The sequence below is a fragment of the Acidithiobacillus caldus ATCC 51756 genome (genome assembly GCF_000175575.2).
Lineage (GTDB): Bacteria > Pseudomonadota > Gammaproteobacteria > Acidithiobacillales > Acidithiobacillaceae > Acidithiobacillus_A > Acidithiobacillus_A caldus.
In genome coordinates this window covers 1,887,402-1,903,726 of record NZ_CP005986.1, presented here as the reverse complement: position 1 = coordinate 1,903,726, position 16,325 = coordinate 1,887,402, and the positions used below count along the sequence as shown (strand labels likewise).

At 58.5% G+C, this 16,325-nt stretch carries 13 protein-coding genes; 12 read left to right on the top strand and 1 reads right to left on the bottom strand.

Features of this window, described 5'->3' with window-relative positions; genetic code table 11:
• Positions 1-257 precede the first annotated feature (257 nt).
• The 9 genes from pilN to pilV all read left to right on the top strand — a co-directional run bounded on the left by pilN (position 258) and on the right by pilV (position 10,604).
• Positions 258-1,892, top strand: coding sequence for a PilN family type IVB pilus formation outer membrane protein (gene pilN / locus ACAty_RS09290; RefSeq protein ID WP_004872978.1), 1,635 nt, complete (start codon positions 258-260; stop codon positions 1,890-1,892).
• Positions 1,892-3,250, top strand: coding sequence for a type 4b pilus protein PilO2 (gene pilO2 / locus ACAty_RS09285; protein ID WP_004872977.1), 1,359 nt, complete (start codon positions 1,892-1,894; stop codon positions 3,248-3,250). The genes pilN and pilO2 overlap by 1 nt, the downstream gene beginning before the upstream one ends.
• 8 nt (positions 3,251-3,258) lie before the next feature.
• Positions 3,259-4,044: a type IV pilus biogenesis protein PilP gene (pilP, locus tag ACAty_RS09280; protein ID WP_226824368.1), complete on the top strand. Its 786-nt coding sequence runs from the start codon at positions 3,259-3,261 to the stop codon at positions 4,042-4,044.
• 3 nt (positions 4,045-4,047) lie between these two features.
• Positions 4,048-5,676 (top strand): GspE/PulE family protein, encoded by a 1,629-nt coding sequence (locus ACAty_RS09275; protein WP_038472108.1) that lies wholly within the window; start codon positions 4,048-4,050, stop codon positions 5,674-5,676.
• A gap of 76 nt (positions 5,677-5,752) precedes the next feature.
• The gene (locus ACAty_RS09270) at positions 5,753-6,853 is read left to right on the top strand and encodes a type II secretion system F family protein (RefSeq protein WP_004872971.1); all 1,101 of its coding nucleotides are present in this window, start codon (positions 5,753-5,755) and stop codon (positions 6,851-6,853) included.
• A 37-nt stretch (positions 6,854-6,890) separates the two neighbouring features.
• Positions 6,891-7,367 carry a hypothetical protein gene (locus ACAty_RS09265; RefSeq protein ID WP_004872969.1) on the top strand — a complete coding sequence of 159 codons (477 nt, stop codon included), beginning with the start codon at positions 6,891-6,893 and terminating at the stop codon, positions 7,365-7,367.
• 8 nt (positions 7,368-7,375) lie between these two features.
• The gene (locus ACAty_RS09260) at positions 7,376-8,326 is read left to right on the top strand and encodes an ATPase, T2SS/T4P/T4SS family (protein ID WP_004872967.1); all 951 of its coding nucleotides are present in this window, start codon (positions 7,376-7,378) and stop codon (positions 8,324-8,326) included.
• Between the two features lie 229 nt (positions 8,327-8,555).
• Positions 8,556-9,053 (top strand): type IV pilus biogenesis protein PilM, encoded by a 498-nt coding sequence (pilM, locus tag ACAty_RS09255; RefSeq protein WP_153801824.1) that lies wholly within the window; start codon positions 8,556-8,558, stop codon positions 9,051-9,053.
• A 12-nt stretch (positions 9,054-9,065) separates the two neighbouring features.
• A complete protein-coding gene (gene pilV, locus ACAty_RS14925; protein WP_051620782.1) occupies positions 9,066-10,604 on the top strand; it encodes a shufflon system plasmid conjugative transfer pilus tip adhesin PilV in 1,539 nt (512 codons plus the stop codon).
• A gap of 131 nt (positions 10,605-10,735) precedes the next feature.
• Here the strand turns inward: pilV and ACAty_RS16480 are convergent, their stop codons facing one another.
• The gene (locus tag ACAty_RS16480) at positions 10,736-10,870 is read right to left on the bottom strand and encodes a glycosyltransferase family protein (RefSeq protein ID WP_226823392.1); all 135 of its coding nucleotides are present in this window, start codon (positions 10,868-10,870) and stop codon (positions 10,736-10,738) included.
• A 217-nt stretch (positions 10,871-11,087) separates the two neighbouring features.
• Here ACAty_RS16480 and ACAty_RS09245 point away from each other — a divergent pair, with 217 nt between their 5' ends.
• From ACAty_RS09245 to ACAty_RS14915, 3 genes are all read left to right on the top strand, one after another.
• Entirely contained in the window at positions 11,088-12,440 is a 1,353-nt protein-coding gene (locus tag ACAty_RS09245) for an IS1380 family transposase (RefSeq protein ID WP_038472104.1), read from the top strand.
• A gap of 471 nt (positions 12,441-12,911) precedes the next feature.
• On the top strand, positions 12,912-15,701 hold the full coding sequence (locus ACAty_RS14920) for a putative bifunctional diguanylate cyclase/phosphodiesterase (protein WP_051620779.1): 2,790 nt from the start codon (positions 12,912-12,914) through the stop codon (positions 15,699-15,701).
• Complete coding sequence (locus ACAty_RS14915) at positions 15,698-16,015, top strand: CZB domain-containing protein (RefSeq protein WP_004872957.1); 318 nt, start codon at positions 15,698-15,700, stop codon at positions 16,013-16,015. Before ACAty_RS14920 ends, ACAty_RS14915 begins: the two co-directional genes overlap by 4 nt.
• Positions 16,016-16,325: the final 310 nt, after the last annotated feature.

Below are 16,325 nucleotides of genomic sequence, written 5' to 3'. Positions count from 1 at the left end.
GCTGCACGGCTGCACGGTGCAACCGCTGCACGGCGCAACCGCTGCACGGCGCAGGCGTGCCGCCGACAGGTGCTGCACACGGCAAGTGCTGCGCACGGCAGGTGCTGCACACGGCAGGTGCTCCCTGCATGGGACCCAACTGACCCGCGGCCTGCGACTTCCTTTACCGTCTGTAGGACCTGCAGGGATGGTTTCTCCCATATCGCAAAACCGCTTTGCTATACCAAGGCAAGATTGTCCTTTTGGGGTGTTTGCTCATGCGTCGTGTGCTGCGTGCGGTAGGGATGGCGGTTCCCGTGTTGCTTTCTGGCTGTGCGACTTTCCATCAAGTGCACGAGATGCAGGACAGCGCAGAGCAGTCCGTCCGGTCGGCTCGTCTTCCAAGCAGTCCTCCGGTGGTGAGTACGGTAACCACCCCCTATCTGCTGGGGGACGAAGTACAGGTTCGTCATCGCGTCCCGTCGTTGTTGCGCCAAAAAATCACCCTGGTTTCTTCTGCTCCTCTGACGCTTCGGCAAATCGCCGGGAAAATCACGGAGATTTCCGGCATTCCGGTGCATGTTGAGGATTTTTCGCAAGGTTCTGCGCCCGGTCGTCCAGGAACGTTTTTGCCGCCGTTGCCTAGCCAGACCGGATCTGGTATCGGGCTTGCTTCGGGCTCGCATTCTGCTTTGGCAATTCCTCTGAACTGGTCGGGCAGTCTCTCTGGGTTGCTGGATATGGTGACCGCAAAGAACGGTGTTTGGTGGAATTACCGAAACGGTGCCATCCGCATTTTCAAGACCGAAACGCGGACGTTCTCGTTACCGGCTCTGGATTGGGCCACCAATTCTTCGGGTTCTATTGTTGCCTCCGCTGGCGCGGACAGCAACAGTTCTGGATCTTCTGGTAGCTTGGTTGGTGGAATCGGCGAATCTACCGGCGGTTCCAGTGGTAACAATAACGGGAACACGTCTACCGGCATGACCAGTATCACGAACACCTCGAAGATCGACGTTTGGAAAAATCTGAGTAAGGTGGCGCAGACGGTCGCGGGTGGCGGGCAGGTGGTAGTCGATGCTTCCACAGGTACGGTTACGGTCACCGGTACCCCTCCGGAGGTTCGCCGGGTGCGGGATTGGGTGCAAGGACTGGCGCGTCAGTTGCAGCGTCAGGTGGCGATTACCGTGCACGTCTACAACGTCAATCTCAACAACGAGCAAAACTACGGGCTTAACCTGAGTGGCGCGTTCCAGTCTCTGGGCAGGCAATATGGCGTTACCTTGCAAGGGGTTGCTCCGCCGTCTGTGTCTTCCGGTGGCCCGGCACCCTTGTCTTTGGGTGCGAACATCCTGAGTTCGGCAACGGGTGCGCTGGGGCAATGGCAAGGCAGCAGCATTGCCGTGCAGGCGCTGGCGACTTTGGGTCACGTCACCCAAGTGTTCAGCCGGTCTGCGATTTCGTTGAACGGCGAACCAACGCCGATTCAGGTGGCGCAGCAGACGGGTTATCTGGCGGAGAGCAGCAATACCACCACGGCAAATGTGGGCACGACCAGTGGCCTGATTCCTGGGACCGTGACCACGGGTTTTACGGCGATGTTTCTGCCGAAGATCGTCGACGGACGGATCCTGTTGGGCATGAATATGACCATCAGCAATCTGGTGGGCATCCAGACGATCAGCAGCGGGGGCAGCAGTATCCAGGTGCCGACGGTGGATAGCAGTACGTTCCAGCAGTCGGTCAAGCTGAAGCCTGGGCAGACCTTGTTGTTGACCGGGTATTCCCAGAGTCAGGGGAGCACTACCCACAATGGGGTAGGCAGTCCTTATTTCCCGCTCCTCGGTGGTGGTGCGGATGCGTCCCTGTCCAGGCAGATGATTGCCATTGTGATCACGGCGAGGATTCTCTGATGCCCGTATTGCTCAAGATTCCGGGAGACAAGCGGGTGTTTGCCGCAGGTCTCTATTGGCGGCACGAAGATCGCAAGCCATCGCGCAAAGATCTTCTGGCCGGAAGCCGGGGGAAGGATTTTTGGGTGGTTCAGAGGAGGACGCAGAGCCGCTCCCTGCAAAGCGGGTTCTCGCGGCCACTCTTGGGTTCGGATTTTCTGGTTGGCGCTCCGAAGAAATTACCGCTGGAAAGAGCATACCGTGGCACGGTGTATTCCCTGGCGGCAGCGGTGGCAGACGTGATCCAGGAGCCGTGGCTGGGGATTTTTGACCTGGGCAATGGCTTGTATTGGTACATTGCAGTTCGCGATAGCTACGAAATCTTGCCCGATGGCGATGCCGTGGGTGATTGGGAGGCGGTAGACGCTTTACGTCGTCAGCATGCGGCGTATGGTGAGCCTACTACCTTCAAAGACGGCGGCTTGGAGCAGATTGCCGAGATTTTGAAGCGGGGCCCCAAGATACGTCCGCTGGTGGATGTGCGCAAAAATCCGGTCTTGCCGGTCATTGTCTGGGGCGGGATAACAACGACTGTTGTCGTCGGTGGCATGGTGGCCTGGCATGTTCACGAGGTCCAGGTGCAGAAAGAACGGCTTGCCGCGGAAGAGCGGCGGCTTGCCATCGAGCGCGCCATCGAAGCGCGCCGTGCGGCGAGCGCGGTGCTGCCTTGGGCAGCGCAACCGCTCCCTTCGGACTTCGTTCGCGCGTGTACTTCAGCCTTGGAGAAAGTATCCCCTTCCGATTTGGGCTGGCTGCTCAAGAGCACCCTATGCGAACCCGCGAATGGGCGTGTGGTCCTGCAAAACACGTGGGAGATTGGTCCTTCCGCTACGGCTTTGGATGCCCCTGACGGGGTTTTGGCGGATCAGGGGCAGGAAATACTCTCTCACGAATCGGTTGGGCGTGTTGCTCCGTCCCGTGACGGGAATGTCTTGCCCGAGGCATTGGCCGAGCGGAAAATCTACGGGTTATCGCAGGCCCTTTCCTTGAAAGTCCGTCTGTCGGCTGCACAACCCAATGTGCCGCGCCCGCTTCCTGGGGCCAAATCTTCTCCCCCCAAGCCGCCTGCGCATCCCTGGACTCATCTGGCATTTTCGGTATCTGGAGATCTATCCCATTGGGGATCCCCGCGCGACTGGAATATACCTGGCCTGCGATTTTTGAGTCTGACCTTTTCGCCTTCCAAAACCGGCGACATACAGATCAAGGCGTTGGGCAATTTGTATGTATTGCGGGCGAATGCGGCCAGGGAGCCCGTTCCTGAAACCAGGATCCTGCCAAAGCCAGGCATTCCGGCCCATTTTTCTGTGCGTAAGTGAGGACGATCATGTCGCAACGTGTTTTTACCCATTCAGAGGTAGCGGTGATGCGCATCGTTAAGGGTGTCCCTCTGGTCCTGGCGGTTTCCGCCGCGATTTGTTGTGGTATGGCGGGCATAGAGGCGTGGGCCGGCCCTATGCCTTCGTCTGTGCCTGTTTCATCTGCCTCATCCTCGCCCGAAACTTCGTCCGTCTCCGACGGCGGCGACTCAACTTCCGTGACCTTGGCGGCACTGGCTCGGGCCCAGAATGAGGCGGCGCTCCTGCGGGTGCAGCTGGATATCGCCAAGCTCAAGGAAGAAATCCGCAAGGCGAAAGAGGGGAAAAGTACCGGCGAGAACGCTTCTGCCCCGAAGCCCTACCTGTCTTCGGGGTTTCCGGCTGGACAGGCTACCTTGGATGGCGCCATGGACAAGGCGCGCAAAACGGGCATGCCCAAAGTCCTCAGTATTTATGGCAAGGGCGATGGCCAGGATGTAGCGGAGCTTGCTCTGCCCAATGGCGGGACGGTACTGGTCCACTCTGGGATGAATCTCGCCCCCTATGGCCGGGTTGAGCGTGTTTCCGGCAACGGCGTGTACTTTTCTGCTCACGGAAAGCGGCGGGTTCTGCCGATTGCGGTTTCTGGTGGGGCCATTGCCAACGTGTCTGATTTGGGCAATACGTTTGCCACACCTGGCGCGATTCCGACTTTGAATCCGCCTGCGCCGATAACGTCTGCCCCACGGAACTTCGGGCCGCCGCCCTCGAATGTCTCGTCTGTGCCCCCGATGCTACCTGGCAAGGGAGATTGAGCCATGGCCGGTTTCTCTGTGGGTGGCAGCCCGTTGGGTAGGCGTTCTCCGGAAAAACCGGAGCCCTCTGCGCCTACCTTTGAGGAGATCCTGGCGACTCATCCGTTCCCGGAGTCGGCCAAAGAATATGCAGTGGTGGACGGTAGTCGCCTGTATGTGCTGCGTGGCCGCCAGGGGACTCCGGTCATTCAATCCTGGCGGGCAGAAATGGCGCGCGCAGGGTTCCCGGTCGAGGTGACGGAATGCGACATGGAAGTCCTCGATCAGGTGCGGCAAACCACATCCCATGCTTCTGAAGCGAATCTCTCGGCCATTCGTCAGGTGCGCCGCATCGTGGCGCAGGCGGTCTCGGAAAAGGCCAGCGACATCCATTTTTCGCTCCACGGGGAAGACGGAAAAGGCTATTTGTCGGTGCAGTTTCGCGTGCGTGGCACGGTAGAGGATCGATTGCAGTTCCCCTATTCCGAGGGATCCCAGATGATCCGCGCCATGTTCCAGGGCATGGCGGCGGTGACCGATGCCTCGTTTCGTGAGACGGAAGATCAGCATGCCGTCATTGTGAACCCCGCGCTCCTGCGCACGGATTCTGGAGAGGATTTGGGGCTTTCTGGTATCCGTCTGGCTCGGGCGCCTCTGTACGACGGCATGAACCTGGCGGCACGACTTCTGTACCGCCTGGAAAAGCCGCGCGAGGATGCCGACCTTCTGGCCCAGTTGGGGTATTCTGGCCGTCAGCGGCGCATTCTGTATCGGCTTGCCCGGCAAACCATGGGGATCAATCCGTTCACCGGGCCCACCGGGTCCGGCAAGTCTACGACCTTGGCGCAAATGATCCACAGCATTCTGCGGATGCGTCATGGGGTGCGCATTATCACCATCGAAGATCCTGTGGAATACGTCTTCGACAGCGACTTCGTCTGGCAATACCGCATTGCCAACGCGAACACCGACGAAGAAAAAAACCGGGCTTTCTCCGGCAAGCTGAAAACGGCTTTGCGTCAAGATCCGGACATCATCATGGTCGGCGAAATTCGTGGTCTCGAGGTGGCCAAGGAGGCCATCAATGCGTCCATTACGGGGCACCAGGTCTGGACGACGCTCCACGTCTCCGATCCGTTCATGATCATCCAGCGTTTGGTCGCCATGGGGGTGGACGGCTTTTATCTTCAGGATCCCAAGATGCTCTCGTCGCTCATTGCGCAACGCTTGGTGAAAACCTTGTGCCCGCATTGTTCTATCCCGGTGGACGATCGTTTGGCTCTGGAGCAGGGGGTGGACCCTGAGGACTGGGCCAAGCTCAAAACCTGGGCAACCCCGGAGTTTCCCATGGAAGGGGTTCGCCTCAAGGGTCCAGGTTGTGCGCATTGCCGGGGCACGGGCATTTCTGGTCGAACCGTCGTGTCGCAGGTGATTCCCACCGACGAGGAATTGCTCATCACCATGGTGAACGAGGGCCCGATGCCGGCGCGCCGGAAATACCTGGCCAATCCCGATGCCGAGTTGCCCATGGAAGCGCATGCGGTGCTCAAAATCCTCTCGGGCAAAACCGATCCACGGTTTGTCGCGGAGATGCTTGGACCAATTGAGGAAAGACCGAGAGATCTCCGGGCTTTCACTCTGGAGGATCTTTGATGGCCCCGGTGTGGCTGGAGGACGGTCTGCGGACACTGGCCCGGAAAAGCTGGGGTACCAAGAAGGAGGATATTTGATGGCGATGGATTGGCTGGAGGATGGTCTGCGGGCACTGGCCCGGAAAAGCTGGGGTACCAAGAAAAGGGCTGCTTTTTACCGGCGTCTGGCGGTTTTCATCGATAACGGGATGCCTCCAAGGCAGGCCGTGCGAAGGCTGTTGAGCCAGATCGAGGGGCGGTATTCCAATCCAGACAGTTTTTTTGCATCCATGGATGTGGATCGGCTGGCGCTGACGGAAATCCACGATCGTTTGGCCAACGGCGAGCTGTTTTCCCAATCCATCGTCGGCTGGGCCCCGGCGTCCGAACTGGCCGTGCTCCGGGCGGGCGAGGGGGCCGGCGAACTGCCGGATGCGCTGCGCAGCGTGCTTGCCAGCAGCAACATTGTGGCCAAGGTAATTACGCGGGTCGTTTTCTCCCTGGTTGAGCCGGCGGTCATGTCCTTGCTGCTGTTGTACTTGCTATACATCATTGGGACCAAGATGGTGCCGCCCATTGCCCAGATTGCGTCGCCATCGACCTGGCCTTTCTTGGCAAAGCTGATGGTGCCTCTCGGGTCCATGGCGACGAGCCCGATTTTCTATGCCGTTTTGCTGTTGCTGTTCTTCGGGGGTATAGCCGCTTTCATCTCTTTGCCGAGATGGTCTGGTCGATCCCGTGTGTGGGTTGAGAACGTTCCGCCGTGGAGCATTTACCGTCGATTGCAGGGTGCGCAATGGATGTTGGCGTTTTCCAAGTTGTCTCGCGCAGGGATACCGCAAGCCGAAGCCTTGCAGTTACAGGCAGAGATGGCGTCGCCGTGGATGGCCGAACGCTTGCGGGATGCCATGATTCGCGTGAAGAACGGATCCGAGATCGGGAAGGCTTTTATCGACAGTGGTTACGGTTTCCCCGATCGCATCGTGGCCGACGATCTGTCGGCCTTTTCCGGTTCGCCAACTTTTCCGTTGCTGGTGGAAAAGCTGGCAAGGGAATGGCTGGAAGAAACGGAGAGCAAGATTCAGGGTTTGGTCACGGTAATCACCATCGGGGCAACCCTGGGTGTAAACGGCGTGTTTCTCATCGCTGTGGTAGGCATGACGCAGTTGCAGAACCTGTTGACGGCGGCAGCACATTGAGTCTCTGGTTTTTTTCTCAACGAGGAGGTTTTAGGTTATGAATCCAGTGACGATGATCTTCATCGCCATTGTCGTCGTGGTCTTTGTGATCGCCGGCGTCGTGGCGGGTATCTTTCTGCTTCACGGTAGTGAGTCCAGTGCGTTTACTCAGGACATCACCACCATACAGGGTGCGGTAAACAGCGTTTTTGGTGTTCAGGGGAACTATTCCGGGGTATCCACTTCTGGCGTGATCCCCAAGTCGCTCCAAGGATCGACTCCGGTGGGCGGTACTTTTGCCGTGGCCTCGGGCAGTGCGGGTCTTCCCTCCTATGAGTATCAGATCGAAGCCAACAACATCAACATCAGTCCGTCTATCTGTCGTCAGATCGTGTCGCAGGTGGATACGGTTTCGACCTTGGTCAATGGGACGGCGGTCGGTAACAGCAATGCTACGCCGACCGGCGCGCAGGCTTCTTCGGCTTGCGCCAATGGGGCGACTTCTCTGGCTTTCGTGTTCAGCAACGGTCAGTAAGGTCGTTTATGGGCGGGCTCGCGGATATCGAGTTTTCGGATATCGCCATCGAGGCGGAGCCCGCCTCCTGTCGCTTCAAGCGGTTCTCTGAGGATTTGACGGTGCAGGTAGTACCGCAAGCCCTTTGGCCGGAGTTGCAAGCCCTGAGAGAAACGCTTCTGGCAGTGGACTCCGTCCGGTTTCGCATCGAGTTTCACGGTATGCGTCTGCGGGTTCAGCGTCGTCAAACGCCATACGGACCCGTTTTCATCGCGCGCCGAATTGCGCAGGTGCTGCGCCGGATAGACGATATAGGATTGCCTGGGCCTATTCTTTCCGCCCTGCGCGATCCGAGATTGCGCGCCGGATTCGTCATCTTTTCGGGTGGGCCAGGATCTGGCAAAACCACGACGGCTTGCGCCTTGCTCATGGACCGTCTGGAAAAGATCGGCGGATTCACCTGGACGGCGGAAAACCCCGTCGAGTTCGATTTGCAGGGACCCCACGGAGCTGGGCAGTGTTATCAGGAAGAGATCAACGAAGATGGCGAGGTTATGCGGGTGTTGATGGACACCCTGCGCAGCGGGGCCGACACCTTCTACATCGGGGAAATCCGTGAAGAGCAATCGGCCAAGGCGGCGTGCCTTGCGGCGGCCAGCGGCATGCTGGTGGTGAGCACCTTGCATGCCGACAATCCGCAGCAGGCCATACTCAAGATTGGGATGCTTGCGGGTTTTGACAGCATCGCGCAATCCCTGAAAGCGGTCGTGACCTTGCGCCTGGATAATCGTATGACGGCCAACGGGCCACAAAAGGTTTTGTATGTTCAGCCTTTCTTTGTTGAAGATGAAGCCTTGCGCATCAAGATCCGCGAAGGCAACCTTGCATCTATCAACTCGGACATTGAGATGCAACGCAATCGTGCTGTGATGGGCTCGGCTGCAGGTCTATCGAGCACCAGAGGTGGGATACTTCGATGATGGTTTCGGCTGGTCGACTATTCGATGGCTTTTGTGCTGTGGTGAGTTTTGGCGCTGCCTTTTGGCAGGCTCACGTGGGACAGACGATCCTTTTCCTTGGTTGGGGAATTTCTGCTATCTTGGCGTCGTGGTCGTGTAAGCGGGACGGTACGGGCCGGCTGCTTCGGTTCTTGTGGGATCCCGATGAACGGCGAGCGTGGTTCTTGGCTTTTGGGCTCTGGGTATCGTCATGGTCGCGATGATCCTTCCTTTTCTACTGCTCATGTTCGTGGGTTTCATGGCGGTTTCCACGAAAATTCCCTTGAACAGCAATGCGGTGTTTCCGTCGAACTCCGGATACAGTCCGGAGAACCCGGGCGGATCGGCTTTTGCCAGCGATTTCGTGTCGCTTTCGAAGGCTGCTTTGGCCTACACGGAAAACAACCCGGGTGTTTCTGGCCCGCTGACGGCGGCACAGTTGGGTCCATACATGGGGAACAACGCCTTTCCCCCTTATTGGGGAGCCAGCGTGCAGAATGGTCTTGTGTATGCGTGGACCAATTCTGGAGGTTATGCGATTACCCCTGAGATACAAAACCTGACGGATGGAGACTGTGCGTATGGATCTGTCGAAAATGGACAGATCGTATCGTCCTCGAAAAATTGTCCTGGAGCAGTATTGGGAGTTTCACCCACGAGTCTGTCCAATGGTACGCCCATCTGGACTATTGCTGTGCCGCATAATTGAGGAGGGGCTGTCATGAATCCCGTTACCATCATTTTCGCTTTGATGGCCATTGCGTTGATGGTCCCCGTTGGTATCCATGTCCTGAACGATCAGAGCCGCCAGACGATGGCGACGGTCGCGGCTTTGCAGATGGCGCGCATCCAGAAAGCGGCGGAAGGGTACATTACCGCCAACGCGGTGGCCATCGAGGGGACTGCGACCTCGACCAATCCGGCGACCATCACGATCCCCATGCTGGTCAATACCGGCTATTTGCCCAACGGTTTTCAGGCCAACAATCCCTACGGGCAAACCTGGGAAGTGCAGGTTTTGCAGCCCAGTCCTGGGCAGTTGCAGGCGCTGGTGCTTTCGACGGGCGGCAATACCGTTCCGACACGCAGTCTCGGTTTGGCGGCACAGATTGCGGGGGCCGCCGGTGGTGTCGTCGGCGGTGGATCGGGGACATCGGCGGTACCTGGGTGTGGTGCTGGGCAAGCCTGTGGTGTGTACTCCGGGTGGAAGGTTCCCACTTCGGGTTTCAATGCCCAACCCGGCCACCTTGCCGCGCTCATCGAGTACAGTAACGGCCAGATCCAGAACGATTACCTGTATCGCGTCTCGGTGCCTGGGCAGCCTCAGCTGAACCAGATGCAGACGAATCTGGATATGGGGAACAACAACATCAACAACGCCCAAAACGTGAACGTCAACGACGACGTAACCTTGGGTAACCCTGGCTCTGCGCAAGGTGGCAATCCCGCTGGATTGCAAGGTCAGTTGGGCGTTGATGAACCCGCAGGCCAAGGTTTCCCCGGTGGATGGGGTGGCGGTATCCATACGTGGGACATCTATGCCAACGGTACTTTTGGCGCCGGTGAGAATGGCAGCCTGAATGCGTACATAAACGACTTTGACGGCGGAATTGGTGGCGGTGGTGAGGTCGTGACCAATTCTCCGGATGGTGCGAACTACGCCTATATGCAGTCCAATAACAACGGTTCCAGTGTGGTCGCCAATGGCACCGTTCAGGGCGGATACGTCAACAGTACGGGTAATGTCAACGCACAGAACGCCTTGACGGCCGGCGGTGGTGGCTACATCACCGATAGTGGATATGGCGCGGTGGCGAACACCTTTACGGCCAATGTGCTCGGTGCAAACTACATCTACTCCAACGGGAACATCAATGCCAGTGGGCAAGTTCAAGCCAATTATGACGTTACCTTGGGTACGGCCAATGGCGCGGCCAACATAGGTTGGGGATGTGGCCCGAACGGGGCGATCGCAGCGAATGCAAATGGGAGTGGGCAGCTGCTGGCTTGTGTCAATGGGACATGGCAGGAACCTCAGTCCGCGCCAGTATACACACAGGAAGCTACCTTTCTTTTACCGAATATAAGTGGGTCAGAAAACGTTGGCTATTGGAGATTGTGCACAATATCAGGAAGGTCTAATAATGGAGGTGGTTTCGTTATGGTTTCTACCAACGGCAGCCAAAACGCACTAGGACAGTGGGACTGGATTATATCGGAATCGGGATCCGGCTATCAGTGGTTCACGTGCTTTAATTGATCAGATTGTCCATACTACAACGATTCTATTCCCAGCCACAGCGCTGGGCTCAGAATAGTACAAGTCCCCACAAGCGGGATCTAGTCTGGCGGTCAACGTCGCCTCCTTGCCGAAGTTGCGGGAGAGATCGATCACCACGATGTCGGATCTTCCCGATGCAGGGCCGGCAGTCGCACCAGGGTGTCGTCGGTGCTGCCATCGTTGACGCGGACCATTTCCCAGGATTCGGCGATCCGCTCCATGACGGCGGCCGCGCGGACGTACAGGGCGGAGAGGCTCTCCGATTCGTTGTGGCAGGGGATGACGAGAGACTATGCCGGCTTTGGGAAGGTCGAGCGGTTGCGGAATGGCTGACAAGATTTCTACCGTACTCATGAGCTTGGGTAACAACCTGGATCCGTGAGTTTGCACCCGAGAAAGCGGAGCAACATTCTGTTTTGCATGGTATAATGCGCCTATTCTCATTTCACCCAATGGGTGCACATGGAACCCACAAAATTTGTCCTCGAGCAAAGTGGTGGCACGCTGACCTCCTTGGCTGGACTGAGCCTCGTCGGTCAAGCCCTGCATCGCTTCGCACAAGTGCCGCAACTCGTAGACCCGTCCTTGCCCGTGCGCTCGGGCATTCCCAACAGCGACGTCCTCATGGCCCTGGTGGGCCTGCTTTGCCAGGGCAAGAGCGACTTTGAGGCCATCGAACGATTCCGCCAGGACGGATTCTTCGCCCGCGCCTTGGGACTGCGAGGCGTACCTTCCAGTGCCACCTTGCGGCAGCGCCTGGATCGCCATGCCGAGGCATTTCTGCCGATAGTAGACACGGCGCTGACCCGGCTGCTGCAGAGGGCTCGGGCGCCGATCACCCCGCTGTCCTGTGGCTATGTCCCACTGGATCTGGATGTCTTTACCCTCGACCATTCCAACACCCGAAAGGAAGGGATCGGCTGGACCTACGCGGGTTTTGTCGGCTATGCCCCGATTGCCGCTTACCTGGGGCAGGAGGGTTGGAACCTTGGCATGGAACTGCGGGAAGGAACCCAGCACAGCGCTGAAGCGACCGACGAGACCTTGGACCGTGTTCTGCCCAGAGCCCTGAGCCTCACCAGGCAACCGATCTTGGTACGCATGGATGCCGGCTTTCACAGCAAGACCATCGCCGCCACCTTGGCGGGCTATGCCTGTGCACACCAGGCCCAAGGGGCGGATCTGGCTTTCCTCATCAAATGGAATCGCCGCGGCCACGACCTGGATCGGCTCATCGCCGCCCGCCTGGAGGATTCGGGAACCTGCTGGGAGAGTCCGCGGCAGGGGAAGCGGATCACGCTTTGGGAAAGCCCGGAAACGCTGGGCACGGTCCCGGTACGCCGGATCCTGCGCCTGACGGAACGGACGTCCCTCGCCAACGGCCAACAGCTGCTGATGCCGGAATATACCCTTGAAGGCTGGGACACAACGCTGCCCGAGTGTTTCGACCCGCAGTCGATCCTCGCGTTGTACGCCGATCATGCCACCCATGAGCAATTCCATGCAGAGATCAAGACGGATCTGGATCTGGAGCGTCTGCCTTCGGGGAAGTTTGCCACCAACGATCTCCTCCTTACCCTGGGTGCCTTGGCCTACAACATCCTGCGCATGATCGGCCAGGAAACCCTGCTCGGACCAGATGCCCCACCACGGCATCCGGCCAAGCGGCGACGGGTGAAAACCGTCATCCAGGAGATCATCACCCTCGCGGCCCGGATCAAGCGTCATGCGCGGCAATGGATCCTCGCTTTCCCAGCAGACACCGTGGCATTTGCAGCCTTCACCCGCCTCCACACGGCTTGGTCCACGCCCTAAAGCCCTCCTGAGTATCAACCCCACTGAGAATGCCGCTGATCGGCAGGGCCAACTGCGCCATCGCGTCGAAAAACCCCGGTTCCTGCGGCAAAAACCACCCTTCGAGCCGAAAATTCTCCATCCTGGCAGGCAAGTGCCCGACGATTTGCCAACAAATCGCAACCACAACAGCTGGCAATCGTGACCATCAGAGAGAACTCACGGATTCAGGTAACAAATCACCGGCTATCGTGCACGCAGTATCCCAGATTCCGAACCTCGGTAGAATCCCCGTCAGTCTCCGGTAGCCGTTAGTGGAACAAATGCTAACGCGTTGCCGTTCACATAGCTGAAGTCAGTATCCTGGTGGAACGAGACTCGGCATCGAAGCCATTGTTCTGCGGCCAGGATGTTCGGTGCGCTGGCGGAATTAGGCCATTTGTCCTATATATGTAACAACGTAGGTGGACGCCAACAAATCAAAGGAGCATCGTGAATCAACCGTACCTTGGGTCGGCCGAGCACGTCGCCTATTTCCCGCGTTGGCTGCATCGGCTGTGGTGGGGGTTCATGGCAGTTGTGCTGATAGCCACGGCTTGGTTAGGCTGGTTTGACTGGCATCAAACCCGGGATCGGGAAATCGCTGACCTCCGGACGCTGGCGGCGGCGGTGGCGGAAGGTACGCAGGGGTTGCTGAATGGCACTCAGGTTTCGCTTGCACTGCTCGGACAACAGATGGCAGTGGACCATCGGTACCTGGAGCCCGGCGCAGAAAAAATGCTTCAGAACTATTTGGCGTTGCAGCCGGAACTGGCCGCGGTGGGTACGCGTTTGCCGGACGGAAGGGTGCTCGCGGTCGGCAAGATCCGACGCTTCCTGGCCGACCTTCTGACTGCAGTCGATAACCCTGCGGATGCTTCCCGCGTAAAGTTGGATTCTCAGCAACGAAGCGCGTTGGCGCAGTGCCTGCGTTCCTCCACTTTCTGTTTGGGCCCTCCCGTGTATGACCCTCTCGCCGGGCCCGCTCAGGATGTCTGGATGATCCCGGTCTTTGAGCCCGCTCCGGCCGGGGGTGGCGACCGGCCCCTCGTTGCTTTATTGCCCCTCGCGGACGGGCGCCTACCAGCCTGGCAGGGACTTCCGCTGCCCTCGCGGATGTCCATCTTCCTGTTGCGGCAGGATGGTTTTCTGGAGAGTCGTTTTCCGCCGCCCAGCCGTACTACGTATGCATTCCGGCAAAATGGGATTGCCGCACGCTATGTCCTGGCGCACCCAGATCTGCAATCTGGCGTTTTTTCCGGTCTATCCACAGCCGTGGGCCAGCGGCGTCTGGGTGCTGTGCAACGGGTGGCGGGCTATCCCCTGGTGGCAGGAGTGGGCATTCCGTGTTCGGAGGTGTGGTCGGAATGGTGGGCTGGTTTCGAAGAGCCGATTGCCGGTGCGCTCGCTCTACTGCTGTTGTCGACTTTCGGTTACGTTTACCTGTTTCGGGCTGGCCGGGAACTGGAAGCGGAGCGACAGAGAACTGAACAAACCCTGTGGGAGCAAAAGGAGCGGGCCGAGGTTACGCTCCACTCTATCGGGGATGCGGTGATTACCACCGACACCCAAGGCCGGGTGACGGACATGAACGTCGTCGCCGAAGCCCTATTGGGCTATGCCCGGTCCGAAGTGCTGGGCACAGCCCTGGAAGACGTCTTTCATATCGTCCAGGAAGGCACGCATACCCCTGTGGCCAATCCCGTCCGACGCGTTCTGGAGGAGGGGAAGGTCGTCGGCCTCGCGAACCATACCGTCCTGATTACGAAGGACGGAGAGGAGCGCGCCATTGAGGATAGCGCGGCGCCCATTCGGGATCGGCGAGGCGCCCTATTGGGCGTGGTCCTGGTCTTCCACGATGTCACGGAGAAACGCCGACTGACGGCAGAACTGGCCCATCAGGCCACCCACGACGCCCTTACCGGGCTGCCCAACCGGACGCTCTTCCTGGACCGGCTGGCCCATGACCGGGCTCAGGCGACGCGTCACGAACGCCAGCTAGCCGTGGGTATCCTGGATCTGGACGGCTTCAAACTGGTCAACGACCGTTTCGGACATGCCGCTGGCGATGCCCTGCTGCAAGAGATGGCCCAACGATTGCAGACGAAAATGCGCTCTGGAGACACCCTGGCGCGGATGGGTGGCGATGAGTTTGGGTTGCTTCTCACCGATATTACCCAAATCGACGAGGTAGAGCATGCCTGCGCCCGTATGCTTGAGGCGCTCCGTACACCATTTCATCTGCCGGGAGGTGAGGAAGTCCCACTGTCCGCGAGTATTGGCTTGACCAGTTACCCTCTGGACGACAGCTCGCCCGCAGATCTTCTCCGCCATGCGGATCTCGCGCTCTATGCGGCCAAGGCCGCCGGACGGGATTGCTTCCGATGGTTCGACTGGCCGATGGACAAGCGGCAGGAAGAGGCCATGGAGGTGCGGAAGATGTTGGAAAACGCGCTCGATAGGGGGCATCTGCTGCTCCACTATCAGCCCGTGGTGGAGATCGACAACGGTCCGATTGGGGTAGAAGCCCTACTCCGTCTCGACCATCCCGAGCGTGGCCTCCTGTCTCCCGCCGCCTTTGCGAGCGCGCTCGATGCACCGCGCTTGGCCCGGCGCATTGGCTGCTTCGTGCTCGCCTCGGCCTTCGCCCAGGCGCAGACCTGGCATCGGCAGGGGTTACCGTTGCGTGTCTCGGTCAATATCGGCGCCCACCATCTGCTCGATCAACGTTTCCTGGCCGATTTGCAGGCTGCGCTCGATGCCCATCCGGATCTGCCCCCATCGTCTGTCGAGATCGAGATCACCGAAACGGCACCTCTGCTGGATTTTGCCGTGGCACAGGATACCCTGGCAGCCTGCAACCGCTTGGGAGTGCGCATTGCCCTCGACGACTTTGGCACGGGCAACGCCTCGCTGACGTATCTACAGAAGCTCCCTGCCCAGACGATCAAGATCGATCAGAGTTTTGTACGCGACATCATCAACGATCCCAAGGATTACGCCATTGTTACGGGTGTGGTTGCCAGCGCCCGACTCCTGGGCCTGGAAGTCATTGCCGAAGGGGTGGAGACCACCGAGCATGCCGTTCTGCTCAGCCACTTGCGGTGCCATTGTCTACAAGGCTATGCGATTGCCAGACCGATGGCACCGGAGGCGATCCCCGATTGGATAATACGGTATAACCCGTTGGTTAACAACGGATTTTCTACCCCCCCCCCCCCCCCCCCCCCAAGGTGGGAATGATTGTCATTCATAATCAGCGGGTCAAAAGCTTTATTGGCGCGCTGCACAGTTCAGCGCCTTTCCCCGCCCTGGTAACGGAACCGGACGCGGAAAATTCCTGTCACCTGGGGCTTTGGCTGTTGGGGGAGGGCAAACTCCAGTACGGGGGGAACGCGGCTCTTTATCGGCAGTTGCAGGAACGGCACGCGCGCCTGCATGCGTTGGCCCGTGAGGCCAAAGCCCTGTACGATGCAGGCGACAAGAAGGGCGCCCTGCAGAAGGGGATGGATCTGGAACGGGAAAACGAGAAATTGATGGCGCTGTTGAAACAATGATTTTTTGTCGTCTGCGGATAAAGGGTCTCAAGCGTCAAAGAAATCAGTATATCCTCCTCATTGAATGAGATTGCCAATTTGTTGTGCAGGATAACAACGAATATGACTTCCATGAATGCACGCCGTAAATCCTTTTCCTTTTCTGTATAGAAAAATATAGCCAGACGTCGTGCATTGATTAAGGTGGCTAACGTTACTTATTCTATATCGAAATTTTCCTATGACGAACGAAATTGCACACCCGCTAGCTAATGATGAACGGCTGCTGGATACGGTCCCAATCGTCGATTTGCCGACATAAAGTCCATAT